At 63.9% G+C, this 25,671-nt stretch carries 24 protein-coding genes; 13 read left to right on the forward strand and 11 right to left on the reverse strand.

Annotation, left to right across the window (positions count from 1 at the left end):
- Positions 1 to 46: 46 nt before the first annotated feature.
- The 3 genes from GPICK_RS04325 to GPICK_RS04335 are packed head-to-tail and all read right to left on the reverse strand — an operon-like array spanning position 47 to position 2,574.
- Entirely contained in the window at positions 47 to 1,477 is a 1,431-nt protein-coding gene (locus tag GPICK_RS04325; RefSeq protein ID WP_158414156.1) for a hypothetical protein, read from the reverse strand.
- Positions 1,381 to 1,764: a hypothetical protein gene (locus tag GPICK_RS04330; protein WP_039740784.1), complete on the reverse strand. Its 384-nt coding sequence runs from the start codon at positions 1,762 to 1,764 to the stop codon at positions 1,381 to 1,383. The genes GPICK_RS04325 and GPICK_RS04330 overlap by 97 nt, the downstream gene beginning before the upstream one ends.
- 24 nt (positions 1,765 to 1,788) lie before the next feature.
- On the reverse strand, positions 1,789 to 2,574 hold the full coding sequence (locus tag GPICK_RS04335; RefSeq protein ID WP_039740786.1) for a C1 family peptidase: 786 nt from the start codon (positions 2,572 to 2,574) through the stop codon (positions 1,789 to 1,791).
- 501 nt (positions 2,575 to 3,075) lie between these two features.
- Between GPICK_RS04335 and GPICK_RS04340 the strand changes: the two genes are divergently transcribed.
- Entirely contained in the window at positions 3,076 to 3,351 is a 276-nt protein-coding gene (locus GPICK_RS04340) for a hypothetical protein (RefSeq protein WP_039740788.1), read from the forward strand.
- Positions 3,352 to 3,409: 58 nt separating this feature from the next.
- On the opposite strand, the gene GPICK_RS04345 is transcribed toward GPICK_RS04340, so the two are convergent.
- Positions 3,410 to 3,889, reverse strand: a complete 480-nt coding sequence (locus tag GPICK_RS04345; protein WP_039740791.1) for a class II SORL domain-containing protein — start codon at positions 3,887 to 3,889, stop codon at positions 3,410 to 3,412.
- Positions 3,890 to 4,113: 224 nt separating this feature from the next.
- Between GPICK_RS04345 and GPICK_RS04350 the strand changes: the two genes are divergently transcribed.
- From GPICK_RS04350 to GPICK_RS04360, 3 genes are all read left to right on the forward strand, one after another.
- Positions 4,114 to 4,656: an RNA polymerase sigma factor gene (locus GPICK_RS04350; protein ID WP_039740793.1), complete on the forward strand. Its 543-nt coding sequence runs from the start codon at positions 4,114 to 4,116 to the stop codon at positions 4,654 to 4,656.
- On the forward strand, positions 4,656 to 5,015 hold the full coding sequence (locus tag GPICK_RS04355) for a hypothetical protein (protein WP_039740795.1): 360 nt from the start codon (positions 4,656 to 4,658) through the stop codon (positions 5,013 to 5,015). The genes GPICK_RS04350 and GPICK_RS04355 overlap by 1 nt, the downstream gene beginning before the upstream one ends.
- Before the next feature lie 69 nt (positions 5,016 to 5,084).
- Positions 5,085 to 5,579 carry a DUF3106 domain-containing protein gene (locus GPICK_RS04360; protein WP_039740796.1) on the forward strand — a complete coding sequence of 165 codons (495 nt, stop codon included), beginning with the start codon at positions 5,085 to 5,087 and terminating at the stop codon, positions 5,577 to 5,579.
- A 16-nt stretch (positions 5,580 to 5,595) separates the two neighbouring features.
- Here the strand turns inward: GPICK_RS04360 and mutM are convergent, their stop codons facing one another.
- Both mutM and GPICK_RS04370 read right to left on the reverse strand, forming a co-directional pair.
- Positions 5,596 to 6,399, reverse strand: coding sequence for a bifunctional DNA-formamidopyrimidine glycosylase/DNA-(apurinic or apyrimidinic site) lyase (gene mutM, locus GPICK_RS04365; protein ID WP_039740799.1), 804 nt, complete (start codon positions 6,397 to 6,399; stop codon positions 5,596 to 5,598).
- A 90-nt stretch (positions 6,400 to 6,489) separates the two neighbouring features.
- On the reverse strand, positions 6,490 to 7,152 hold the full coding sequence (locus GPICK_RS04370) for a transposase (RefSeq protein ID WP_039740801.1): 663 nt from the start codon (positions 7,150 to 7,152) through the stop codon (positions 6,490 to 6,492).
- 118 nt (positions 7,153 to 7,270) lie between these two features.
- On the opposite strand from GPICK_RS04370, the gene GPICK_RS04375 reads away from it, so the two are divergent.
- Positions 7,271 to 7,729, forward strand: coding sequence for a hypothetical protein (locus GPICK_RS04375; protein WP_039740803.1), 459 nt, complete (start codon positions 7,271 to 7,273; stop codon positions 7,727 to 7,729).
- 51 nt (positions 7,730 to 7,780) lie between these two features.
- On the opposite strand, the gene GPICK_RS16840 is transcribed toward GPICK_RS04375, so the two are convergent.
- From GPICK_RS16840 to GPICK_RS04380, 3 genes are all read right to left on the reverse strand, one after another.
- Positions 7,781 to 8,404: a DUF4145 domain-containing protein gene (locus tag GPICK_RS16840; protein ID WP_084201336.1), complete on the reverse strand. Its 624-nt coding sequence runs from the start codon at positions 8,402 to 8,404 to the stop codon at positions 7,781 to 7,783.
- Positions 8,405 to 8,523: 119 nt separating this feature from the next.
- A complete protein-coding gene (locus GPICK_RS17255) occupies positions 8,524 to 9,240 on the reverse strand; it encodes a DUF2971 domain-containing protein (protein WP_144400039.1) in 717 nt (238 codons plus the stop codon).
- Between the two features lie 168 nt (positions 9,241 to 9,408).
- The gene (locus GPICK_RS04380; protein ID WP_039740805.1) at positions 9,409 to 9,759 is read right to left on the reverse strand and encodes a hypothetical protein; all 351 of its coding nucleotides are present in this window, start codon (positions 9,757 to 9,759) and stop codon (positions 9,409 to 9,411) included.
- A gap of 80 nt (positions 9,760 to 9,839) precedes the next feature.
- On the opposite strand from GPICK_RS04380, the gene GPICK_RS18210 reads away from it, so the two are divergent.
- The 4 genes from GPICK_RS18210 (at position 9,840) to GPICK_RS04400 (ending at position 17,651) form a co-directional block, all read left to right on the forward strand.
- A complete protein-coding gene (locus GPICK_RS18210) occupies positions 9,840 to 10,364 on the forward strand; it encodes a phage integrase N-terminal SAM-like domain-containing protein (RefSeq protein ID WP_039740808.1) in 525 nt (174 codons plus the stop codon).
- Positions 10,365 to 10,425: 61 nt separating this feature from the next.
- A complete protein-coding gene (uvrA, locus tag GPICK_RS18090) occupies positions 10,426 to 16,107 on the forward strand; it encodes an excinuclease ABC subunit UvrA (RefSeq protein WP_039740810.1) in 5,682 nt (1,893 codons plus the stop codon).
- 406 nt (positions 16,108 to 16,513) lie between these two features.
- Complete coding sequence (locus tag GPICK_RS16545; RefSeq protein ID WP_052263278.1) at positions 16,514 to 17,239, forward strand: Slp family lipoprotein; 726 nt, start codon at positions 16,514 to 16,516, stop codon at positions 17,237 to 17,239.
- Between the two features lie 37 nt (positions 17,240 to 17,276).
- Positions 17,277 to 17,651: a DUF2784 domain-containing protein gene (locus tag GPICK_RS04400; protein ID WP_039740812.1), complete on the forward strand. Its 375-nt coding sequence runs from the start codon at positions 17,277 to 17,279 to the stop codon at positions 17,649 to 17,651.
- Here the strand turns inward: GPICK_RS04400 and GPICK_RS04405 are convergent.
- Together GPICK_RS04405 and GPICK_RS04410 are read right to left on the reverse strand one after the other, a co-directional pair.
- Positions 17,648 to 18,298 carry an ATP-binding response regulator gene (locus GPICK_RS04405; protein ID WP_039740814.1) on the reverse strand — a complete coding sequence of 217 codons (651 nt, stop codon included), beginning with the start codon at positions 18,296 to 18,298 and terminating at the stop codon, positions 17,648 to 17,650. The genes GPICK_RS04400 and GPICK_RS04405 overlap by 4 nt on opposite strands.
- 9 nt (positions 18,299 to 18,307) lie before the next feature.
- Entirely contained in the window at positions 18,308 to 18,814 is a 507-nt protein-coding gene (locus GPICK_RS04410; RefSeq protein WP_039740816.1) for a thermonuclease family protein, read from the reverse strand.
- A gap of 319 nt (positions 18,815 to 19,133) precedes the next feature.
- Between GPICK_RS04410 and gdhA the strand changes: the two genes are divergently transcribed.
- The 4 genes from gdhA (at position 19,134) to GPICK_RS04430 (ending at position 25,668) form a co-directional block, all read left to right on the forward strand.
- On the forward strand, positions 19,134 to 20,483 hold the full coding sequence (gene gdhA, locus GPICK_RS04415) for an NADP-specific glutamate dehydrogenase (RefSeq protein WP_039740818.1): 1,350 nt from the start codon (positions 19,134 to 19,136) through the stop codon (positions 20,481 to 20,483).
- A gap of 267 nt (positions 20,484 to 20,750) precedes the next feature.
- A complete protein-coding gene (locus tag GPICK_RS04420) occupies positions 20,751 to 22,424 on the forward strand; it encodes a transporter substrate-binding domain-containing protein (protein ID WP_456236260.1) in 1,674 nt (557 codons plus the stop codon).
- A gap of 237 nt (positions 22,425 to 22,661) precedes the next feature.
- Positions 22,662 to 24,068, forward strand: coding sequence for a sigma-54-dependent transcriptional regulator (locus GPICK_RS04425; protein WP_039740820.1), 1,407 nt, complete (start codon positions 22,662 to 22,664; stop codon positions 24,066 to 24,068).
- A 271-nt stretch (positions 24,069 to 24,339) separates the two neighbouring features.
- Positions 24,340 to 25,668 carry an anaerobic C4-dicarboxylate transporter gene (locus GPICK_RS04430; protein WP_039745291.1) on the forward strand — a complete coding sequence of 443 codons (1,329 nt, stop codon included), beginning with the start codon at positions 24,340 to 24,342 and terminating at the stop codon, positions 25,666 to 25,668.
- The last annotated feature ends 3 nt before the right edge of the window (positions 25,669 to 25,671 follow it).

Here is a 25,671-nt window from a genome sequence, read left to right on the forward strand (position 1 = left end):
TGCCGGACCTCCCTGCTCCGGTGGCCGGCATCCCCTGATGGATCGATCATCGCTGCGCCGCTGCCGCAGCACTCCGGGCCCGGTAGAGTTTGTGGAGGTGGATGAGCCCCTTCGCCTGGCGGATGTAACGCTGCCAGACGAAGATCAGGTCGAAGAAAAGCGCCGCCAGCCACCAGAGATAGAGAAACGCCGCCGCGGCCGGGATGATCGGCCAGACCGCCCCGTGCTCCGCGTCCCCCAGGACGACCGAGGCGACGATCCCCCCGGCGGCGCACAAACCGACGATGAGCAGCGGCTTCATCCCCCCCCTGGGGAATGCACCGCTCAAAAAGGTGGTGAGGGCGAGGACGGCGGCGGCCAGCATGAGCACTGCGGCGGTCGGGTCGGTGCCGAGGGGGGTGAATAACCCTCCCATGCTCGCCCGCACTCCTGGCTCGACGAGGAGCGGGTAAAGGATGACAGCGCCGAGAAAGAGGGCCGGGCCGATCAGGTAGAGGCTCCGCTTGCGGGTGAGCCGCGGGATGCGGGCCGATACCGTGATCCCCGCCACCAGAAGGGTGATGCCGGTGACGTTCCGGACGATGGCCAGCGGCGGGGCCCCGGCGCCGATGCAGGCCGCGACGCTCTTGTACAGGAGGTAGACCGCTCCCCAGAGGACAAGGGCGATGGCGGCATAGGAGAGCAGATAGGTTGCCATCCGGGCGCCGACGGCGTTCTTGGGGCGCTCGTCATAATGGTTTTCCGCCGGCGGCGGATCGACCACCCTGCTCAGGAAATGGCCGAAGACGTAATCGTCGTCCCAGTAATCCACATGGGCCTTGCCGGGGAGGTAATACCTGCTGTAGCCGAAATCGTCCTCCGCGCCGAAGGCGAAGCCGTCGCCCCCGTGGAGCTTCAGCCAGAGCCGGGCGGTGTCGAGCATGAACCCCACCGGATCGCCGTAGTCGTAGTAGTTGAGCCACCGGATCCGCTCCCCGGGTGGGGGATTCCACCGTATCCCTTCGAGGGGGCGCCAGAGCTCGGGCCAGAGGAGGAGGTGCTTGTCGATGGGGGAGCCGATGGTCATGAGCCCCCGCACCTGGGGGAGCCAGGCGGGGCGGTTCGCCGCGTCGGCGCACATCGCCTCAAGGAGGGAGAGGAAGGTGACGACCGTCCCCTCGCTGTGGGCGACGATCTGGATCTCCGCGCCGGGGTCGGCGCTGTGGATCCCCTCCATGACGTCGAAGAAGCGGCCGAGGATCTTCTGCCGGTGGGTCGCGAATTCGGTCACGAGCTGCACGTCTCCCAGGTAATCGTCCAGGAGTTTCTTCAGGTCGAAGCGGAAGAGCCCCGCCTTGTCCGCCAGGAAGAGGAGGCGCTCCAGCACGGCGATGGTGTCAATCATCTCCTCCAGGACCCGCTTGATGGTCCGGTAATCCCGGGGGGGAAGCTGCCGGGGTAGGTGGAGCGGAGGCGGTCGACGATGGTCTTTGCCCACCGTTTCGCCTCCTCCAGGGTGTAGCCGCGGGTGACGGTCCTGCGCGGGATATCGGCCCAGTAAACCTCGGCGAAGCCGATGTGGGGAGGGAGCGGCGGGTCCGGCGGGGATTGGGGGATGAAGGGGGCCGAGTGGCTGGCACAGAGCGCCGAATGGAACCTCCCCAACGGGATCGCCCCCGGCGCGCGGTAGTACTTGCAGACCTGGCGGGCGACCGCCTGGATCGTCTCGTAGGAGCTCTGGTCCCCGATGCCGTGTACTCCGACGATGATTGTGCGCTGTCCCATCCCTCGGCCCCCGCTGGTTTCCGGTTACATCAGTTCGCCGCGGCGGATGGTCCAGAAGTCGTCGGCGAGATTGCGGTCCCCCACGTAGTCGTACGGCATGGTGAAGTACCCTTTCATCCCCCAGTCGGTCCCCCAGGAGTTGCGGACGATAAACCGCCTGGCGGCATCGTCGTAGCCGACCCCCAGCACCGCATGCCCCCCTATCGCCCGCTCGCCCGGCTGGGGCATCTGCACCACCCCCGTCTGGGCGACCTGCTGGGACTCGAAGCCCTCGTACACCGTGAAGCCGAAGACGAAGGGAAACCCTTCGGCGAGGCAGGCCCGCATCTCGTCAACGGTGTTGAGCCGGGCGTAGGCGAGGATCTGGTGGTTGAGCGCCTCCTTGTAGCAGGCCTTCGGAGGCTTGGCGGCGAACTTGGCGACGTCGTAGGGCCAGCTTTTCTCCGTGCAGACCCCCTGTTTCGCCAGGGTCTTGATGCCGTCGCGGATCATCGCCCCGGAATCGGACTTCACCGTCCCCTCGATCACCCGCTCGTTGTAGTAGATGAAGAGCCGGCTCAGGTCCACGAAGGGAACCTTGTCCTTCACCTCCAGGTACTCCAGGGCGCCGGCCAGGGCGTTGGCGGTGCAGCTCCCCAGTTGTCCCTGATCCTCCACCGGCGAACAGGTGGGGCGCAGGTCGACGAGGCTCGGGAGGGCGGCGGGGATCTTCCGCACGGCGCCGAACATCTTGTCGCGGTGGTCGGGGAGGTCCGGTACCCACCCGTAGCAGGATTTTCTGGTCTGGATGGCGTTTTTCGCTCTGGTCATGGCAAACTCCTTTTCGTTGTCTGGAATGCGCTCCGGTAGCCGGTAGGAACGTGTGGTGGTTTTGCACGAGCGTCACCAAGGGGCTGACGCGGTTTTGCTGCAACCACCGGTAGAATTTGTCCCTCTCCCCGCGGGTCAGCGTTGATCGGTTGCGTGGTGATGCATGGAATGTCCGGACCGGACAACGGGGGAGGAGAGACCGCGCGCCGGCAGGAGCAGACGTCGGTTTCCGGTTGAAAAACTGCGCCCTCCTTGGCGCTCTCCACCGCGGGCTGCAGCGGAGTAGTCCGTCCCTGGTCGATGTTTCGGAAACATCGTTTTATTGGTGTAGGTAGGTGCTAGTATATAGTGAAATTTTATTAATGCAAGCGGTGAGGCGAATAATTTCTTGCGGTTAGGCCCGCGGTGCGGGAGATGCGCTCGTTGCGGGGGCTGTCACCGCGAGGGGAGAAATTTATCTGCTATACTTGAAAAACCGATCGGCACAAGGAGGGAGAGGCAATGCTCGGATCCGTCAAACCGGTCTACCTGGTGTTTCTTCTGATAATCGTCATCCCCGGGATCGTCGGCGGGATGCTGGCGGCCAACCGGGGGAGGAACTTCATCGGCTGGAGCCTCGCCTGCGCCGTCTTCCCGATCTTTCTCCTGGTGATCTACTTCGAGAAGCCGATCCGGGAGGTGGAGGGGAAATTCCGCCGCTGCGGCTCCTGCGGCGAGTACTACCGGTGGCGCGACCCCTCCTGCAAGTACTGCGGCACCCCTCCGCCATCGGCCTGAAGCATCCTGCTCCCCGGGCTCCCGCCATGCCGGCCGGGAGCCCGTCCCTCCTCCAACTTCAGATCACCGTCACGTCGGCGCTCCCCTCCCAGTAGCCGTGGAGGTTGCACCGCTGGTGGGCGACGAGGGTCACCTTGCCGGCCGGCGCCGCCTCTTTCGGGATCACTACGGTGAAGGTCACCTTCGGGTTCAGGAAGCCGCGGGGCTGGAAATCGGCCTTCCCCGCCGGCTCGTTGCCGACGTTGAGCTCCACGAACTGGATCCAGTGGGTCGGCCCCATGGGGTGGACCACTTCGCCCACCGTCACCTCCACGATGAACGGTTCTCCTGCCTTTACCGAGGCCGGCGCCTTGATGACCGGTGCATGTTTCTGCTCCAGCGGATTCCTTTTCGCCGGATCCTTCGCCCGGTTGATGGTGGCAAAGAGCGACTGATCGGCCTTGACCGGAAAGTACATCTCGGCCGCAGTTGCGGTGCGGGCGATCCCGACGGCGGCGGCGCCGAGGGCGGCGTGTTTCAGAAAGCTTCTTCTGTCCATTGCTCCTCCCGTGGTATCATGGAATTCTCCGGAGGGGCCCCCTCCGGACGCCCTTCAAGTGTAAATCCACCCGTTCCAAAGTCAACGCGCAGCCCCGTTCCCGCGCGCCACGGCAGAGGGCGAACATGAGAGCACGTCGTGTCAACCGCATCGGTGCGTGCGCGTTTTCTTAATAGAAGAACGTCCGCGGCCCGCGCCGGCGGACAAGTACGAGGAGAGAGTCCCTGGAGAACACCGAGGCACTGAACCGATTCCTGGCGGGAATCGAACGGCGGGCGTTCCGGATGGCCCGCTTTGCCACCGCCGACGATGACGAAGCCCTCGACCTCGTGCAGGAGGCGATGCTCGGCTTCGTCCGGAGTTATGCCCACAAGGGGGAGGAGGAGTGGTCCCCCCTGTTCTACCGCACCCTCCAGAGCCGGATCATCGACTGGCACCGGCGGATGACGGTCCGTAACCGGCTGCGCGGCTGGTTCGGCAGTGGTGGCGACGACCCGGACGACGGTCCCGACCCGCTGGAGAGGGTGGCGGACCCCCATGCCCCCGATCCGGCGCGGCAGCTGGCGAACAAGGAGCTGGGGGGGGCGATCGAGCAGGCGCTCCGGAAGCTCCCGCTGCGGCAGCGCCAGGCATTCCTGCTCCGCTCGTGGGAGGGGCTCGACGTGGCCCAGACGGCGGTGGCCATGGGGTGCACCGACGGGAGCGTCAAGACCCATTACTCGCGGGCCGTCCACACCCTGCGGCACCTTCTGAAGGAGTACCGATAATGAACCGGGACGAGCGGAACGACAGGCTGATCGAGGCGGTGAGGGCGCATCTGGAGGAGCGCGAGGCATCCCTTGACGCGCGGACGGCGGCGCGGCTGCGGGAGATGCGCTTTGCGGCGGTGGAGGAGGCCGGCCGGCGCCGGTGGTTTGCGGGAATCCCCCGCTGGGCCACGGCGGGGGGGCTCGCCACCATTGCGGTGGCGGTCGTCGCCACCAGCCTCTGGCTTGCCGATGTCCGCCGGGAGAAGGCCGTCGCCGGCATCGACGACATGGAGATCATCACGACCCAGGAGCATATCCAGCTCTATGAAGATCTCGACTTCTACCGCTGGCTGGCGGAGCAGGACCGGAAGGGGTAGGGGCGGTCGGGTGACAGGGGAAGAATGGGCGCCGCGACGGAGCAGGAGAGGACGGAAGGGGGAAGGCGAATGACGAGAAGACGACTGCTGATGGCGATCCTGTGGCTGGCTGCGGTCGCTCCTCCGGCGTGGGGCGAGGCGGTCGCGACACCGTGGGAGCGCCTCGCTCCCGAGGAGCAGACGGTCCTGCAGCCGATGCGCGAGCGGTGGAACACCCTCCCCCCCGAGCGCCAGGAACGGTTCCGCCGCGGAGCGGAGCGCTGGCGTACCATGACCCCCGACGAACAGAAGGAAGCCCGGGAGCGGTTCCGGCGGTGGCGGGAGCTCCCCCCCGAGCAACGGGAGCAGGTCCGCCGCCGCTTCAAGGAGTTCCGTGGTCTCCCCCCCGAGGAGCAGGAGCGGATCAAGCGGAGCTACCGGTGGTTCCACGAGCTTCCCCCCGGCGAGCGCCAGGCCCTGCGGGAAAAGTGGCGCGGCATGAGCCGGGAGCAGCGCCGCGACCTGCGCGAGCGCTGGCAGACCATGACCCCTCAGGAAAAGAAAGATTTTCTCGATCGGAAGTGAGCGGCGCCGGGAACGGTCACCGTTGGCAGCGGGGGCAGTAGACCGTGCTCCGGTTGCCGAGCCGGATCTCCTCCAGGGCACCGCCGCAGCGGGTGCAGTCACCCGTCCCCCGTCCGTAGACCGCAAAATCCAGCGGATGGTAGGCGACCGTATGTTCCGCCACCCGGTAGGTGCTCCCCTGGTCGATCGACCCCTGAAGCACCTCCCGGACCGCAAGGACCAGCCGCCCGCATTCGGAGTGGCTGAGGGAGGAAGAGGGGCGGTCGGGACGGATGCCGGCGCGGAAAAGGGCCTCGTTGGCGTAGATATTGCCGACCCCGGCCACAATCGCCGCGTTCATGAGCAGCTGCTTCACCGCGACCCGGCGTCCCCGGCTCGCATCGTAGAGATAGGCGCCGTCAAAGGCCGTCGTCAGCGGTTCCGGGCCGATCCCGGCCAGAAGCGGATGCGTTGCCGGCGTATCCGTGGTCCAGGCCACGGTGCCGAACTTCCGCGGGTCGTGGAAGCGGAGCACCGCGCCATCGGCAAAGGCGATGTCGAGGTGATCGTGTTTGCCGGGGGGCGGCGTCCCGGGAAGGAGCCGGAGAAAGCCGGTCATCCCCAGATGGATGATGAGCCATCCCGCCTCACACTCCAGCAGCAGATACTTTCCCCGCCGCTCCACCGACCGGACCGTCCGCCCTGGCAGGGAGTCGTGCAGCTCCCGGGGGATCGGAAAACGGAGCTTCGGCGTCCGGACCACCACCCGTTCGATCCTTTTCCCCACCAGCTCCCGCTCCAGCCGCCGCCGGGTCAGTTCAACCTCGGGAAGTTCCGGCACATTTTCCTCCTGAAACCAGCTTGATTATTGACAAAAGAGAAGAAAACTCTATTTTGAGATAGTAAAGCTGGAATTATGGGGACACCATACTTAACTTTTTTCTCCTTTTGGCCCTGGCTTCCCACGCTTTAATGGGCGATCAAGAACCATTTCCAATTGTTCGACAAAGACTTCAGAGCCGAGCGGCCTGCCGGTTCGCTCATGCTTCCGGATGTCGTCTGCCTGCCCGTCGTCTCCCTTTTCAGACAGAAACAGCCGCCAGTCGCCAGCTATCTCCAAGAGCGGTGCCACGGTGACCAGTTCATCGTCAGTCGCGGCAAGGTGTGCTCGCGCACTGCTCCACGGCCAGGCGGCGGCTCCTTCGGCCAAGCCGGCGACTACAGGGTTCATTTCCACGTAACGGGCAGCAGCCAGCAGATAGGTTTCATCCATGGGGAATGAAGCAAAGCGGCCTTGCCACAGGTGTCCCCGCCAGTTTTCCCGAAAATTAACCATTCGACTGTAGCGCCGATGCGCTTCGCCGATACCTCGCCGTAGCGCGTCTTCACTCTCCGGTACGGCAATCAGGTGTACATGGTTTGGCATAAGGCAATAGGCCCAGATCGCCACCGAGCATTTTCTGCACCACTCTGATAGCAGGGAGATATAGGCACGGTAATCATCATCACCGAAGAAGGTTTGCATCCTTCGGTTGCCTCGTTGGGTTACGTGGTGAGGAATACCTGCGGCAATAACGCGAGCAATTCTGGCCATGTGTGGAAGCTAATTGAAGCGTGCGTACAAGTCAAGTGGCAATTAAGTATGGTGTCCCCGTAATTTCACCACCTCGTGTGGTGCGCCCGATGGTTATATCACGAAAGGGGAAATGTAGATGATAGAGATTAAAAAGAGCGCGACGGCAGACACTCGAACTTGTGACTGGTCGAAGGTGACAAAAGAGCAACTTCTGGAAAGCAGCAGGCAACATATTGGCGACGTTGAAAAAGGCATCGGCTTTCTGGTCGGAAAGATGTGCGAATCTGCTGCCCTCCACGACCACGACAAGATCAGCGACATTGACGGCTTCCACAGGGATTTTCAGACCGGATTCAAGCAGACGGAATGGTGGGACAAGCATCGGACAATCAACCGCCACCATCTGCTGCAAGCCGATGGCGTCCCGGCGGACGTGAACCTCATTGACGTGCTGGATATGATCGTTGATTGCGTCATGGCTGGCATGGGGCGAAGTGGTAGCGTCTACCCCCTGGATGTTTCGCCGGAAGTGCTTATGCATGCATTCCAGAATACGGTTGAACTGCTGAAATCACAGGTGCAAGTGATCGAGTGATATAACGCCATAAGCCTGACCGGCATGGTTTTGGGCCGGTCTTGGCGCTTGTTATGCTTTATCCCTTTTCTCAATGGCTTCAATTGCGCCTTCAGGGAGAGTGGCATATAAGCTTTCAATTTCCTTTGGCCTAGTTATTCTGTCCTGCACTACAATATTTATGAGCCGAAACAAAGTAGTTGCTATTTCTGGTGTGTCTTGCAAATCTATTTCGCCTGGATGCACTGCATTATTTCCAACAACTCGACAGATATCGAGTGATCTTTGAATTAGAGATGGTAGTCCTGCTTTTACCAATTCACCTATGTCATTGTTAATATTTTTCCCTGGTTGTCCCAAATGGATCATTAATTTTTGAATACAAAGCCGCAGAAGAGCAGCAGCACCGCGAGGTGATAAATTTACAATTTCTCTTGCTTCAAGATAATCAGTTTTGCAGTCTTCTGGCATATCTGGATTTGGAAACTCAACCGTACCCGATGACGGAACAATCATCTTGTCATCATACCAATATGCTAGTTCTTTGCAGTGGCTGCACTTCGAAACATCTATTCGTGTCGCATAGCCTTGGTTCCAGAGAGAGAAGTAGCAATCTGCCCAGTCTTGTCTTGCATATACTCCGCATAGTGGGCAATGGAACTGCCCTTCCTTGTATACTGGCGGGTAATATTTCATTTTTTCTCTCCTTTTCAAGCATAACGTCATAAGGCTGACCAGCCAGCCCGTTTTTTCGGGCGGACTGGTCGTGCCGCAAGTTGGACGGTAATTTACTTTAACATCTCACCTCAAAAAAATTAAAAATTAGGTATCTGATATAGCGTTGACTGTGCAATGCTTCCTTTGTACCCACATAACTCTCTAAAATACTTGGTTAATGCCTTTACTCTTTGCTCTGTTGCTCTTGGGTCAATTACAATTGATTTAATTGCTGTGTGAGGATCGATATCGAACGGCAGCACTTCGACCCTAGGGCCGATGTTATATGTTAGATGGATAATTCTAATCTCTTTTTCGTGGCTGAATGCATTTCTCTTTAACAACATTATTTTTGCTACATCTTGAGTCTCAAGTTTTGTTTCTATGCGCGACTTTAACGCTTTAGCTTCATTTGTTATTTTGTTTGTTGAAAAATAATTTACTGATCCTATATATGTCCTGCCTACTGCTAAAGCCGGCGCAGTAGATATAGCATTTGCAAGGAGTAATGGGCTGGTTTTGATACGAATACCAAGCTGATTAGGAGAATAGATTTTCCAAAGAGCATCAGAGATACCAACTTTTGAAAAACAAAGTCCGTACATTCGTCCTTTTTGGTATCGAAGATTTCCCTCATCAGGAAATATTTTCTCCATAAGATACTTCTCAAATGGATCTTCCCATTTACTAGGGCTCAACAAAGCAAATTTTTGGGTTTCAAACCATTCAGCGAGATGATCAAAGCTAAGAATACGGTAAATATCCTTACTCTCTAAGTCATCTGGAAGAAGGCTGGTAACTCCTACGATATCCACATTGACTCCTTGTTATTTCAGTGTTTTATTTGAGCTTGTCCAACTCGTAAATCACCCGTTAGGGTGTGCTGTCTACAAATATATAGAACCATATACACGTGCATGGAAGCATCTATATCTATATGGGGCTCGGCTATATAGATTTATATGGGAAGCTCGTTTGCCCAGTTATCCAAAACCATCTACATCTATATACTTTTCCAGCTGAGTACCGACTATGTTGCCGTAGGTGACAAACCATAGCTTTCTTTCTGGGTTCCAACGTCCACCTACTGCTTTTACCTTGTTGCGGATCGCCACTTCCGTGGCTTTGATCCGTAACGGCACCAGTGTGTCGTTTGTGAAACGGGGTGCCGGTGGGGTCCAGTCACTCCGTTCAACAATGAGTTCCACGGTCTTCAGGCGCTGTTTCGTTTCCGGATCATAACGAAACCTCACGCATACCAAGGCGTCGCCGTATTTCTTCACCAGTGACTTTGTGCCGTGCTGGCCGGGTTTCAGGGTCAAACGTGTTTTCATTGGTCACTCGCATCGAAAATTTGTCGCCAACTATACGCAGCATTTGATAAAACACAAATTAAAAACTTGTGAGGAATGGGATGATTTTGCTGCCGCACCATCTGTTCAGACAATACCGTTCATTCTGCGACATCCGCGGAATCAGAGACAGTGATTTTGCCGATTATCTGAAATGGCTACGTTATTTTCTAGACTTCTGCGAAAAATATCATGTTGCGGGAAGCGAGCCGGATAGAATCGATCTTTTTCTGAATAAGTTGCAGCAAAAAGGGCAGGTTGAGCAGAAGCGGCAACAAGCCAGGGAGGCGGTATCCTTGTATTTTGCAATGCTGAAAGTTAGTGCGAGTGCTACGTTGCCGGCGTCCTCGGCCCCATCCGCGCAACCGATGGCGCGGCAGCAAGAAGGTACGGGTGGAGTGCAGCCCGACACTTTTTCTGTTTCTCCGCGGCATTCTCTCTATAACGTAGCCGGCTACCAGGCCAATTACGACATCCGCACCATCCAGACCAAGCTGGGGCATTCGAGCCTCAAGACGACGATGATCTACACCCACTGCGTCCCGGTCAGGACGGTGAAGGAAGCGAGGAGCCCGCTGGATATCTGAAGAGAAGGGGGGCGATGCTTCGCCATCGCGCAATTTCCCGTTGCCTGCTATACTTCCCCCCATGGCCCACGATACCATTTCCATCAGAAACGCCCGCCAGAACAACCTCAAGAATCTCGATCTCGACCTTCCCCTGGGTGAGCTGATCGTCGTCACCGGCGTCTCCGGCTCGGGGAAGTCATCCCTTGCCTTTGATACGGTCTACGCCGAAGGGCAGCGCCGCTACGTGGAGACCTTCTCCCCCTATGCCCGCCAGTTCCTGGAGCGGATGGACCGGCCGGCCGTGGACCGGATCGACGGGATCCCTCCGGCCATCGCCATCGACCAGACCAACCCGGTCCGGACCTCCCGCTCCACCGTGGGGACCATGACGGAGCTGAACGACCACCTGAAGCTCCTCTTCGCCCGGGCCGCGCGGCTCTTCTGCCGGGGGTGCGGCCGGCCGGTGCGGCGCGACACGCCGGAGAGCATTGTCGATGAGCTGCTGCCGCGAACCCCTCACCCGGCCTTCGGCCCCCCTCTCCCGGAGGGAGAGGGTAAAAATGTCTCCCTCTCCTCCTCTGTCCTCGTCACCTTCCCGGTGCCGGTCCCGGCCAATTTCTCCGCCGACGAGGTGAAGGGGTTCCTGGCCGGCCAGGGGTACACCCGCATCCACCGGGAGGGGGACGGCATCCTGGAGGTGATCCAGGACCGCACCCGCCTGGCGCCGGAGAACCGCTCCCGCCTCGTGGAGGGGATGGAGGCGGCGTTGCGGGTCGGCCACGGGCGGGTGTTCGTCTACCCCCTCGGCGGCGACGGCGTGCCGGGGGAGCCGTGGCGCTTCTCCAGCGACCTCCACTGCCCCGACTGCGACCTCTCCTACCACGACCCGGCCCCCCATCTCTTCTCCTTCAACTCGCCGGTGGGGGCCTGCGCCACCTGCCGGGGATTCGGGCGGGTGATCGGCATCGACCACGGCCTGGTGATCCCGGACGAGTCCCGGACCCTGGCCGGCGGCGCGGTGAAGCCGTGGCAGACCGAGAGCTACCGGGAGTGCCAGGACGACATGATGACCTTCGCGGCCAAGCGGGGGATTCCCGTCGACGTGCCGTGGCGGGAGCTGACGGAGGAGCAGCGCCACTGGGTGCTGGAGGGGGAGGGTTCCTGGGAGGACGGGCTCTGGTACGGGGTGCGGCGCTTCTTCGACTGGCTCGAAACCAAGAGCTACAAGATGCATATCCGGGTCCTCCTCTCCAAGTACCGGGCCTATACCCTCTGCCCCGCCTGCCGGGGGGCGCGGCTCAGCCCCGATGCGCTCCTGTGGCGGCTCGGGACGAAGGAGGAGGCCGACCGGGTGCTTGCCCCGGAACTTCGGTTCCGCCCCGAGGGGATGGCGCTGGATGACGACCTGCTCCGCAACCTCCCCGGCCTCACCATCCACGACGTGATGCTCCTCCCCCTGGAGCGCTGCGCCGAATTCTTTGGCACCCTGGCGCTGCCGGCCCCCCTGGACGAGGCAGCGGAACTGCTGCTGCGGGAGATCCGCGCCCGCCTCGGCTACCTGGGGGCGGTGGGGCTCGGGTATCTCACCCTCGACCGCCAGTCCCGCACCCTCTCCGGGGGCGAGGTCCAGCGGATCAACCTGACCACGGCCCTGGGCACCTCCCTGGTCAACACCCTCTTCGTGCTGGACGAGCCCTCCATCGGCCTCCATCCCCGGGACATGGGGCGAGTGGTCGGCGTGCTGCGGCAGCTGCGGGACGCCGGGAACACACTGCTGGTGGTGGAGCACGATCCCCAGGTGATGCTCGCCGCCGACCGGCTCCTCGATCTCGGCCCCGGACCGGGGGAACGGGGAGGTGAGGTGGTTTTCTTCGGCACGCCGGGAGGGATTTTGCAGGAAAAGCGGTCCCTGACGGGGGAGTATCTGGCGGGGAAACGGCGGGTTGCCCCTCACCCGGCCTTCGGCCACCCTCTCCCGGAGGGCGAGGGTTATTCAAGCCCCCTCTCCCCACGGGAGAGGGCTGGGGTGAGGGGGGATGCCGGAGATGTGGAAATCCTCGGCGCCGCCGCCCACAACCTTACGGGGATCGACGTCAGCATCCCGCTCAATCGCCTCGTCTGCATCACCGGCGTCTCCGGCTCGGGCAAGTCGACCCTGGTCCAGGATGTGCTCCACCGGGGGCTCCTGAAGCTGAAGGGGAAGCCGACGGAGCCGCCGGGGACCCACACCGCCATCAATGGGGCGGAGTTGATCGGCGAGGTTGTTTTGGTCGATCAGTCCCCCATCGGCAAGACGACCCGCTCCAACCCGGCCAGCTACGTGGGGGCCTTCGACGCCATCCGCAAGCTCTTTGCCGCGGAACCGTTGGCAAAGGAGCGTGGGTACACCACCGGCACCTTCAGCTTCAACGCCGGCACCGGGCGCTGCCCCGCCTGCGGCGGCAACGGCTTCGAGCACGTGGAGATGCAGTTCCTCTCCGACGTCTATCTCCGCTGCCCCGACTGCGACGGCAGCCGCTACCGCCCCGAGGTGCTGGAGGTGCGGCTCGTCCCGGCCGGGGGAGGGCGCCCCGTCTCCATCGCCGACGTGCTGGAGATGACCGTTACCGAGGCGGTGGCCTTCTTCGCCGGCCACCGGGAGGTGCTCCGGGGGCTGGAGCCGCTGGAGGCCGTGGGGCTCGGCTATCTCCGCCTCGGCCAGCCGGTGCCGACCCTCTCCGGCGGCGAGGCCCAGCGGCTGAAGCTGGCCGGCCACCTGGCCCAGGTGGGGGGACGGAAACGGTCGGGGGCGGGGAACCTCTTCCTCTTCGACGAGCCCACCACCGGCCTCCACTTCGAGGACATCGCCCGGCTCCTGGCGGCGTTTCAGCGGCTTATCGAGGCCGGCGACTCCCTGGTGGTGATCGAGCATAACCTGGACGTCATCGCCGCCGCCGACTGGCTCCTGGACCTGGGACCCGAGGGGGGCGACGGCGGCGGGCGGGTGATCTGCGTCGGCACCCCGGACGAGGTGATGGCATGCGCGGAGAGCCACACCGGCCGGGCCCTGGGGGAGTACGGCGAGGAGCTGGCCGCGCTGGTGAAAGCGTCGGCCGGGTCGGTGGCGGAGGCGCTCCCCGCCGTGGTGCCGGACCGCTCCATCCGCATTGTCCATGCCCGGGAGCACAACCTGAGGAACGTCACCATCGCCGTCCCCCGGGACCGCTTCACGGTCATCACCGGCATTTCGGGGAGCGGCAAGTCCACCGTCGCCTTCGATATCCTCTTCGCCGAGGGGCAGCGGCGCTATCTGGAATCCCTCAACGCCTACGCCCGCCAGTTCGTCCAGCCCGCGGCCCGCCCCGACGTGGACGCGGTCCTCGGCATCCCCCCCACGGTGGCCATCGAGCAGCGGACGAGCCGGGGAGGGCGCAAGAGCACCGTGGCGACCATGACGGAGATCTACCACTTCCTCCGGCTCCTCTTCGTGAAGCTCGGGACGCAGCATTGCCCCGACTGCGGCATCCCCATCACCCCCCAGACCCCGGAGGCCATCGCGGCGCGGCTCCTGCGGGAGTTCCGGGGGAAGCGGGTGGCGTTCCTGGCGCCGCTGGTCACGGCCCGGAAGGGGTATTACACCGATCTGGCCAAGTGGGCCGCCGGCAAGGGCTTCACCCACCTGCGGGTGGACGGCGCCATGACCCCCGTGGAGCCGTGGCCGCGGCTGGATCGCTTCAAGGAGCACGACATCGACCTCCCGGTGGGGGAGATCACGGTGGCGGCGAAGGGGGAGGGGGAACTGCGGGAGCTCCTCGACCGGGCACTGGCCTTCGGCAAGGGGGTGGTCAGGGTGGCTGTTACCCCCCCTCCCTTGACGGGAGGGGGCAGGGGGGAGGGTGAAGCCAGGGAACTCCTCTTCTCGACCCTTCGCGCCTGCACCTCCTGCGGCCAGAGCTTCCCCGAGCCCGACCCGCGCCTTTTCTCCTACAACTCCCGCCACGGCTGGTGCCCCCGCTGCTTCGGCACGGGGCTGGAGATCCCCGGCTTCGACGCGGAGCAGACCGGTGAGGAGATCTGGTGGAACGAGTGGTTCGAGGGGGAGGAGCGGACCTGCTCCGCCTGCCACGGCGCCCGCCTCAACCCCGAGGCCCTGGCGGTCCGCTTCCGGGACCGGAACATCGCGGAGCTCGCGGCCCTCACCGTGACCCAGGCGGCTTCCTTTGTTCAGGAGTTGGGCCTGCAAGGACGGGAGGCAGCCATCGCCCGGGACATCGTGGCCGAAATCGGGACCCGGCTCGCCTTCCTCGGCGAGGTGGGGCTCGGCTACCTGTCGCTGGACCGGGCGGCACCCACCCTCTCCGGCGGCGAGGCCCAGCGGATCAGGCTGGCGGCCCAGCTGGGCTCAAACCTGCGGGGGGTCTGCTACATCCTGGACGAGCCCACCATCGGCCTCCACCCCCGGGACAACCGGATGCTCCTGGACACCCTGCGGAAGCTGGAGGGGAAGGGGAACACCATCGTGGTGGTGGAGCACGACGAGGAGACGATCCGCCGGGCCGAGCACGTCATCGACCTGGGCCCCGGCGCCGGGGTCAACGGCGGCCTGGTGGTGGCCGAGGGGACCCTGGAGCAGGTGATGGCGGCCCCCGCCTCCCTCACGGGGCGGTACCTGGCGGAGCCCCTGCGCCATCCGCTGGTGGAGCGGCGACCCGCGCCGGCGCCCGATGACCCGGCCATCCAGGTGAATGGCGCCACCCTCCACAACCTGCGGGAGATCGACGTCGCCATCCCGCTCCGGCGGCTCGTCTGCGTCACCGGGGTCTCGGGGAGCGGCAAGAGCACCCTGGTCAGGAACGTCCTCCACGCCTCCCTCCAGGGGCTCCTGGCCCACGGCACGGGGGCCCATCCCGTGACGGGGTGCCGGGAGATCCGGGGGTGGGAGCAGCTCACCCGCGTCTTGGAGGTGGACCAGACCCCCATCGGCAAGACGCCGCGGTCGTGTCCCGCCACCTACGTGGGGTTCTGGGACGCCATCCGCAAGCTCTACGCCGGCACCACCGAGGCGCGGCTCCGGGGGTACGGCCCCTCCCGCTTCTCCTTCAACGTGAAGGGGGGGCGCTGCGACGAGTGCGAGGGGCAGGGGGTGAAGACCATCGAGATGAGCTTCCTCCCCGATGTGAAGGTGGCGTGCGAGGTCTGCGGCGGCTTGCGCTTCAACGCCGAGACCCTCATGGTCCACCACCGGGGGAAATCCATCGGCGACCTCCTGGCCATGAGCGTGGACGAGGCGGTGGATTTCTTCGCCGCCCACCGCTCCATCCTCCACCCACTGCAACTGTTGCAGGACGTGGGGCTCGGGTATCTGACGCTCGGGCAGCAGAGCCCCACCCTCTCCGGCGGCGAGGCCCAGCGGATCAAGCTCGTCACCGAACTGGCCAAGGCGAAGCCGGTGAAGGACGCGCTCCGGGTCCCCCGCACCGCCCCCCATTCCCTCTACATCCTGGACGAGCCCACCATCGGCCTCCACATGGCCGATGTGGAGAAGTTGGTCAGGGTTCTCCACCGGCTTGTGGAGGCGGGGAACTCGGTCATCGTCATCGAGCACAACCTGGACGTCATCGCCGAGGCCGACTGGCTTCTGGACCTGGGGCCCGAAGGGGGGGACGGCGGCGGCCTGATCGTGGCCCAGGGGACGCCGGAGGAGGTGACCGGGGCGGGGGAGGGCTCCCATACCGGCCGGATTCTCGGCGAATTCCTGCGGGAGCGGCATCGTTCACCGTGACGGTGGTGGTGGGCGGGCGTCAACGATCTGCCGTTTCGTCGTGACGCCCCGTGTGCTTGAGCCTAAAATTTATGCAGATCGTTATTTTCCCCTTCGGTTTCACCCCATTCTGACGATGTCCCCAACGTTATCCACACAGGTATCCACAATTGGTGTTGACGGCGAACGGTTGAACGGCGGCGCATTGCGGCCGATTCCACCATAACCGGCGGAAAGTTGTTCACTTTTTCGGGGAAAGGGGTGATTTCGTCAGCCGGTTGACGGTGGTTGGGAGGGTGCGCCTCCTGAGGGGGGCGTGCCACGGGGTGCGGATTGCCTGGTGTCGTCGCCCCGATTGACTTGAGTCTGTCGGGGGATATCATTTTTTCAGGGGAAAACGGTGTGCCGGATACGGCGGGAGGCCTTTATGCGACGGATGGTTGTGGCGGCGATTGCGGCGCTGGTCCTCGGAAGCGGCGGGGAGGCGCGCTGCTTCAGCACCGAGGCGCTGAAGCTGGTGGACGAGACGATTACGTTTGTGGAGCTCTCTGCCCATCCGGAGAACTACCGCGACCGGTATGTGCTGCTCGGGGGGGCCATCGTGCGCCATGAAACGGTTGCCGGCGGGTCGCGGCTGGAGGTGGCGGAACTCCCCCTGGACTCCCGGCGCAAGCCCGATGATTCGTTCAGCGCCGGCGGCCATTTCGTCGCCGCCAGCCGGGATATCCTCCCTTCGGCGCGCTATCGCCCCGGCACGCTGGTCACCGTGATCGGCAGGGTGACGGGGACGGCGCCGGTGGCGGTGGACGAGGAGGAGTACTCCGCCCCCGTCGTTGCCATCAGGGAGATGCGGACCTGGGTGGAATACGGCGCCGACCGGGGCTACGGCGACAGCGATGCGGCGGAGGTCTACGACTACCGCCCCCTCTACCGTTCCTACTACTATTACCCCTACGATCCCTACTACCCGTACTACTACCCCTACTATTATCCCTATTACTACTCACCGTACTACTATCCGCGGTACGGTTCCTCCTTCTACTTCCGGTTCGATTCGGGGCGCCGGCGCTCTTTCTCCCCCGCTCCGGGATTCCGCGACGGGGTCAGGAGGTTCGACGGCCAGCACCGGCCCGGGCCGTTCCGGCGCCGCTGAGCTCCCGCTCCCGATGGGGAGCCGGGCGGGAGGCGCGATGGTGTTCTCTCTGGCGGCCGATCTGGTGGTGCTCGTTCATGGGCTCTTCGTGCTCTTCGTGGTGGCGGGGGGCGTGGCTGTCATTCGATGGCCGCGGCTGGCGTGGCTCCACCTGCCGGCGGTCGTATGGGGAGGGGTGATCGAGCTGGGGGGCGGCGTCTGCCCCCTCACCTTCCTGGAGGTCCGCTTCCGCCGCCTGGCGGGGGAGGCCGGGTACGCCGGCAGCTTCATCGAGCACTACCTGGTGCCGGTGATCTATCCCGCCGGCCTGACCCGGGGCGGCCAGCTCCTGCTCGGCATCCTGGCGCTGGTCTGGAACGGGGTAGTGTACGGGGTGGCGCTGCGCCGACGGCGCAAGAAGGGGAGGGACTAGATCTCGCGCAGGTCGAGCATCTCTTCCCCCAGCAGGTAGTCGGTTTTCGCCACCCGGGAGGCGGTGGCGAGCTTTTCGACGATGAACCGCACCTTTTCGAGCTCTCCGCGGATCTCCGCCAGGTGCTGCCGGAGCCGGGGACGGTCGTCGGGAGCCTCCCGGCCCGCCAGGTGCAGGAGGCCGAAGAGGGAGGTGAGGGGGTTGTTGAGTTCGTGGCTGAGGGCCACCGCCATCTCCCGGAGCAGTTTCAGTCTCTCGATCTCCACGGCCAGGCGCTTTTCGCGGCGCGAGGCGAGGTGGAGAGCGACGCGCGCCCGCAGTTCTCCCGCGTAGAACGGCTTGACGATGTAGTCGTCGGCCCCCGCCTCGAATCCCCGCACCTTTTCCCGCTCCGCCCCCAGGGAGGTGATGAAGATGACCGGTACCTGCCGGGTCCGCTCGTCTTCCTTCAACCGGCGGCAGATCTCGTAGCCGTCGATCCCCGGCAGGTAGACGTCGAGGAGGATCAGCCCCGGCGGCTCTTCCTGCGCCGCGGCCATCCCCGACGGGCCGTCGTCGCACAGGACGAGCCGGTACTCCGGGCTCAGGATGTCCTCAAGCTGCGCCTGCACCACCGTGCTGTCTTCGATGACGAGGATCCGTTCCATGGGCTGTTCTCAGTGCAGCTTCTGCCGCAGCCGGAAGATCCACGGCGCCTGGGGCGCCTCCTGCTGCCAGAGGCCGCGGCGCGCCTGGCGTGCCCCCTTCTCCGCGCCGATATAGCTTGCGGCCAGCGGCGGGGTGAGATAACGCCGGTAGGCCCAGGCCCACCCCTCCTCGACCATCTCGCGGTTGATGTCCCGACGGCCGACCCGGATGATGCCGACGATCCGGCGGTTCTTGTCCACATCCATGATCTCGATGGTCACCCGCTTGCCGAGCACCTTTTCCTCCAACGCCCGTTTCGCTTCGGGGCCGAAGGGCTGCCCCGGCTTGGCCATATGCCGGATCTCGGGGGCGTCGATGCCGTAGAGGCGGATTTTGGGGGAGGTTCGGCCGGTGTTCAGGACGAGGGTGTCGCCGTCCACCACCCGCGCCACCAGGCCGGTGGTCGTGTAGTCGGCGCCGGCCGGGGTGCCGGCGGTGGCGAGCAGGAGGAGGGATGCTGCAAGGAATTTGCGCATGATCGATTCGCCTCGGCTGGATTCTGGCGCTGAACGGCGGCGCCGGAGCGTGCTACCGTTACACGGTAGTCGATGACTCCCGCCGCGTCAAGGTTCGAGAACAGGGGATGGGGAGCATTTTTCAATGATGAATGAGCCGTGGGAACAAAAGGGGCGTGTGTGCCTAAAAAATATGCTGCGCTGTGTAAAATATGAACAAAAATTGTTGAAAGTGAATTTATTTTGAGCAATAAAGAGGGGTGCATGATCCGCAACCACGACAATGGCTGCCGGTTTGTGATTAAAATTAATGCAAAGACGCAGGGCGAAAGGAGGGGGTATGACGGCGCAACTTGACGAGAAGGTGGAAGGAATCTACCAGGAAGTCCTGCAGCGAAACTCCGGGGAGACGGAGTTTCACCAGGCGGTGCGGGAGGTCCTCGAATCCCTCGGGCCGGTGCTCGTGAAGCACCCGGAGTTTCGGGAGCGCAAGATCATCGAGCGGATCTGCGAGCCGGAGCGCCAGATCATCTTCCGGGTCCCCTGGCAGGACGACCGGGGGCAGGTGCACATCAACCGCGGCTTCCGCGTCGAGTTCAACAGCGCTCTCGGCCCGTACAAAGGGGGACTCCGGTTCCACCCCTCGGTCTACCTGGGGATCATCAAGTTTCTCGGCTTCGAGCAGATCTTCAAGAACTCCCTCACGGGGATGCCGATCGGCGGCGGCAAGGGGGGCTCGGACTTCGATCCCAAGGGGAAGTCGGACGACGAGATCATGCGCTTCTGCCAGAGCTTCATGACCGAGCTCTACCGCCACATCGGCGAGCATACCGACGTGCCGGCAGGCGATATCGGCGTCGGCGGGCGGGAGATCGGCTACATGTTCGGCCAGTACAAGCGGATCACCAACCGCTGGGAAGCCGGGGTCCTGACCGGCAAGGGGCTCGACTACGGCGGCTCTCTGGTTCGCACCGAGGCCACCGGCTACGGCGCCACCTTCTTCGTGGACGAGATGCTGAAGGTCCGGGGCCAGTCGTTCGAGGGGAAGACCTGCCTCGTCTCCGGTTCGGGCAACGTGGCGATCTATACCATCGAGAAGATCCACGAGCTCGGCGGCACGGTGGTCGCCTGCTCCGACTCCAACGGCGTCATCCACGACGAAAAGGGGATCGATCTGGAGCTCGTCAAGCAGCTCAAGGAGGTGGAGCGGCGCCGCATCGGCGACTACGTCGAGTACCGCACGCACGCCCACTACCGCGCCGGCGGGAACATCTGGGCCATCCCGTGCCACGTCGCCATGCCGTCGGCCACCCAGAACGAGATCAACGGCAAGGATGCCGCCGCCCTGGTGAAACACGGCTGCATCGCCGTCGGCGAGGGGGCCAACATGCCGACCACGCCGGAGGGGGTGCGGGTCTTTCTGGAAGCGGGGATCGCCTACGGCCCCGGCAAGGCGGCCAATGCCGGCGGGGTCGCCACCTCGGCCCTGGAGATGCAGCAGAACGCCTGCCGCGACGCCTGGAGTTTCGAGTTCACCGAGAAACGCCTTGCCGAGATCATGAAGGGGATCCACGACCTCTGCTACGTCACGGCCGAAGAGTACGGCACGCCGGGGAATTACGTGAACGGCGCCAACATCGCCGGCTTCATCAAGGTGGCCAAGGCAATGGTGTCCCAGGGGCTGATTTAGCAAGGCTCCAGTCGGCAAGGGAACACTGAACGGAAAAACGGGGAGCGTTGGAGGGGAAATCCCATCGACGCTCCCCGTTTTTTGCATGGCATCCCTGTCGACGGGAAAATATGACACGATCCCGTGGCTCTCTCGCGGAAGCGGTGCTACAATCCTCCCGTCAGTCCCATTTCCGGAAATGTGAGCATCAGAGTCGTGAGAGACATTCAATCCCCTCCGCGGAAAACCAGTGGCAACCGGTGCCTCCGGCTCCTCATCATCGTTGCCGTGCTCGCCGGCGCGATCTTCGGGGCCGTTTCCGCCCCGGCGGCGCCGGAGCCCCCCGACCGGCACCGGACGATCATCGTCGGCGGCGACCGCGACTATCCTCCCTACGAGTTCATCGACAAAAACGGCCAGCCCGCCGGCTACAACGTGGATCTGACCCGGGCCATCGCCGAGGTCATGGGGATGAAGGTGGAGTTTCGCCTCGGGGCCTGGGCGGAGATGTTCTCCTCCCTCAGGGACGGCCGGGTCGATGTGCTCCAGGGGATCTCCTGGTCCGAGAAGCGGGCGAAACAGATCGACTTCTCCCCACCTCACACCATTGTCTACCACGCCATCTTCGCCCGGCGCGACTCGCCGCCGGCCAGCTCCCTGGAGGAGCTGCGGGGGAAGAAGGTGGCGCTCCACCGCGACGGGATCATGCACGAATACCTGGCGGAGCGGGGGTACGGGAAGGACCTGGTACTGACCCCCACCCCGGCCGCCGCCCTCCGCCTCCTGGCCGCGGGGGGGTGCGACTACGCGGTGGTGGCCATGGTGCCGGGGATGTACATCATCCGGGAGAACCGCCTTACGAACCTCGTTCCGGTGGCCCGGAGCATCGCGGCCCAGCGATACGGCTATGCGGTGCGGCAGGGGGATGCGGAGCTCCTGGCCCGCTTCAGCGAGGGGCTCGCCATCCTCAAGAAGACCGGCCAGTACGAGGCGATCCGCGCCAAGTGGCTCGGGGTGCTGGAGCCCCAGCCGATCCGGTGGCAGGAGGTGGCCAAGTACGCGGCGGTGGTGGTGGTCCCGCTCCTGCTCATCCTCGGCGGCACGGTGCTCTGGACCCGTGTGCTGCGCCGGCAGGTGGCCCAGCGGACCGAATCCCTCTCCCGGGCCCTGGAGGAGGTGCAGCTCAATCAGCAGCAACTCCTCCAGGCCGACAAGATGGCGGCCCTCGGCATCCTGGTCTCCGGCGTCGCCCACGAGATCAACAACCCCACGGGGCTCATCCTCCTCGATGTCCCGATCCTGCGCAAGATCTACGGCGACACGGCCCCCATCCTGGAAGAGCGCTACCGGGAGGAGGGGGATTTCACCCTCGGCGGGCTGCGGTACTCCCGGGTGCGGGAGGAGGTGCCGCGGCTCCTGGAGGAGATGCAGGACGGCGCCAGGCGGATCAAGCGGATCGTGGAGGATCTGAAGGATTTCGCCCGGCGCGACGACGTGGGGGGGAAGGAGCAGGTGGCGCTGAACGGCGTGGCCCAGGCGGCGGTGCGGCTGGTGGACGCCTCCCTGCGCAAGGCGACGACCCGCTTCACGGCCCGCTACGCGCCGGAGTTGCCACCGGTGTGGGGGAACGCCCAGCGGATCGAGCAGGTGGTGGTGAACCTGATCCTCAACGCCTGCCAGGCACTGCCGGACCCGGAGCGGGGGGTTGAGCTGGAGACCTCCCTCGACCCGGAAGAGGGGCGGGTGATCCTGCGGGTGCGGGACGAGGGGAGCGGCATCACGCCGGAGAACCTCACCCGCCTCACCGACCCCTTCTTCACCACCAAGCGGGAGAGCGGCGGCACCGGCCTCGGGCTTTCGGTCTCCGCCGGTATCGTCAAGGAGCACGGGGGGAGCCTCTCCTTCGAGTCGACGCCGGGTGAGGGGACCACGGTTACGCTTTCTTTGCCGGTTGCTGTCTGATGTTATTGTGTCTGCGGTGGCGGTCGGGGGGCGGAGGGCTCGCTCCGAAAAGAGTCCAAGCGTCGCCCTTCGGTTTTCAGGTGGGCTGTTCTGGCGGTCCGGGCGCTTTCCCTTCGCAGAGCTTCCGGTGCTTTTTTGCGGGGACTCTTTTCTCCGCGAGCCCTCCGCCCCCCTCCTGGAAGCCTTGGAGCGAGAGGGACTGAAGAACAATACCACATCAGTATGGAGTTTTTGTATATGACCGAAACCCGCTACCCTGCCTTCGGCATCCTCCTGGTGGACGACGAGCCGGCCTGGCTCCGTTCTCTCTCCCTGACGCTGGAGGCGTCGGCCGGCATCACCAACACCATCCTCTGCCAGGAGAGCCGCGAGGTGATGGGAATCCTGGACGGCGGCGGCATCGGGCTGGTGCTCCTGGACCTGACCATGCCGCACCTGTCGGGGGAGGAGCTTCTGCGGCAGATTGCCGAGCACCATCCGGAGGTGGCGGTCATCGTCATCAGCGGGCTGAATCAGGTGGAGACCGCGGTCCGCTGCATGAAGCTCGGGGCCTTCGACTATTTCGTCAAGACCGATGAGGAGGACCGGCTCATCGGTGGCGTGCTCCGGGCGGTCAGGATGCTGGAGCTGCAGCGGGAGAACCGGGAGATGTCGACCCGTCTCGTCACCGGTGGGCTGAGGCACCCGGAGGCCTTTGCCGGCATCGTCACCGGCGATCGGGCCATGCTGGCGCTCTTCGCCTATATCGAGGCGGTGGCCACGAGTCCCCAGCCCCTCCTCATCACCGGCGAGAGCGGGGTGGGGAAGGAGTTGCTGGCCCGGGCCGCCCACACCCTGAGCGGCTGCAAGGGGGAGCTGGTGGCGGTGAACGTGGCCGGGCTGGACGACACGGTCTTTGCCGACACCCTCTTCGGCCACGTGCGCGGCGCCTTCACCGGCGCCGAGACGGTGCGGCGCGGCATGGTGGAGGAAGCGGCCAACGGCACCCTCTTTCTGGACGAGATCGGCGACCTCGGCATCCCCTCCCAGGTGAAGCTCCTGCGGCTCCTCCAGGAGGGGGAGTACTTTCCCCTGGGGAGCGACCAGCCCCGGCGCCTCCGGGCGCGGATCATCGTCGCCACCCACCGCAACCTCGCGGTGCGGGAGGCGGCGGGGGAGTTCCGGCGCGACCTCTACTTCCGGCTCCGGACCCACCAGGTCCATGTCCCGCCGCTCAGGGAGCGGAAGGGGGATATCTCGCTCCTCCTGGACCATTTCCTGGCCGAGGCGGCCCGCACCCTGGGGAAGAAGAAGCCGACCCCGCCGCCGGGGCTCGCGCAGCTTCTGGCCACCTATGGCTTCCCGGGAAACGTGCGGGAGCTGAAGGCGATGATCTTCGACGCGGTCAGCGTCCACCGGGACCGGATGCTCTCCATGGAGATCTTCGTCAGGGCCATCGGCAGTGCGGAAGGGCCCGCCAGCGCCCCCCCGCCGGCACTGAATCCCTTTGGCGGCTTCGAGAAGCTCCCCACCTTCACCGACGCCGCGGAATTCCTCGTGGAAGAGGCCCTCAACCGCGCCGGCGGCAACCAGACCCTCGCCGCGCGGCTCCTCGGCATCTCTCAACCCGCCCTTTCCAAGCGGCTCAAGATGATGCGGAAATGAACCCCCATAACCGGAGGTTATAGCGATAACTTTGGTTATTCCTCCTGTATCACGCAGAAATTACTATGAATATCCGCTGTTCTCCTCTGCCGGCATAACCTCAGGTTATGCCGGTTTCTTTCTTGAAATATTCCCCGTCACGACTATTTAATCAATAAAAACAGCCTGTTGAACGATGTCGATGTTCTTGGTATCCCCCTTGCTCAAGGAAGGGCGTATCTGACAGACAACGGGGATGGCCCGGGAGGGTCCGTCCGAATGGGAGGCAGTTATGTTGATGTTCTGGGTTCAGTTCGTTCTGGTGCTCGGTGCGGTGCTGGTCGGTATCCGCAGGGGAGGGGTGGCGCTGGGGCTCATCGGCGGCATGGGGGTATCGCTTCTGGTGCTCGGGTTCCGCAGTTCCCCCTCGGAGCCGCCGATCGCGGTCATGCTCATCATCCTGGCGGTGGTCACCGCCTCCGCGACCCTTCAGGTGGCCGGGGGGCTCGACTACCTGGTGCAGCTCACGGAGCGGATGCTGCGGGCCCACCCCAAGTACGTGACCATCCTGGCGCCGCTCTCCACCTTCTTCCTGACGGTCTGTGTCGGCACCGGCCACGCGGTCTACGCGCTGCTGCCGGTCATCGCCGACGTGGCCATCAAGACCGGCATCCGCCCCGAGCGCCCCATGGCCATCTCCAGCGTCGCCTCCCAGATGGGGATCACCGCCAGCCCCGTGGCCGCCGCCGTCACCTTCTTCCTCGGCTTCGCCGCCAAGGCGGGCCATCCGGTGACCCTCATCGACATCATCTCCATCACCATGCCGGCTGGTGTTGTCGGCGTGCTGGCGGCCGCCGCCTGGAGCTTCAACCGGGGGAAGGACCTGGACAAGGACCCCGAATACCAGGCCCGTCTCCAGGACCCCGAATTCCGCAAGGCCCTGGACGCCGACGTCACCACCCTGGACAAGAAGATCAGCGGCACCGCCAAGCTTTCCGTGGCCCTCTTCTTCGCCGGCGTGGCCACCATCATCCTCTTTGCCGTCTTCCCCGATCTCCTGCCGCTGGGCGCCGACAAGAAACCGGTTCCCATGACCACCGTCGTCCAGTTCGTCATGCTTGCCTTCGGTGCGTTCATCATGTTCGCCGCCGACGTGAAGGCCAAGGAGATAGCCCACTCCAGCGTCTTCACCGCCGGGATGATCGCCGTGGTCTCCATCTTCGGCATCGCCTGGATGAGCGATACCTTCATCTCCGCCAACAAGAAGTTCCTCGTGGATAACATCGGCGTCATGGTCAAGATGGCTCCCTGGACCTTCGCCATCGCCACCTTCTGCATCTCCGCCTTCGTGAAGAGCCAGGCCGCCACCCTCGCCATCACGCTCCCCCTCGGCCTCGCCCTGGGGCTTCCGGTCCCGCTCCTCCTGGGGCTCGTGCCGGCCAGCTACGCCTACTTCTTCTTTGCCTTCTACCCCAGCGACCTGGCCGCCATCAACTTCGACCGCACCGGCACCACCCGCATCGGCAAGTACCTCCTGAACCACAGCTTCATGATCCCCGGCCTCATCGGGGTCAGCGTCTCCACCGTGGTTGCCTATGGCATTTCGCGGGTGATCCTCTAGCGA

The organism is Geobacter pickeringii, from assembly GCF_000817955.1.
Classification (GTDB): Bacteria; Desulfobacterota; Desulfuromonadia; order Geobacterales; family Geobacteraceae; genus Geobacter; species Geobacter pickeringii.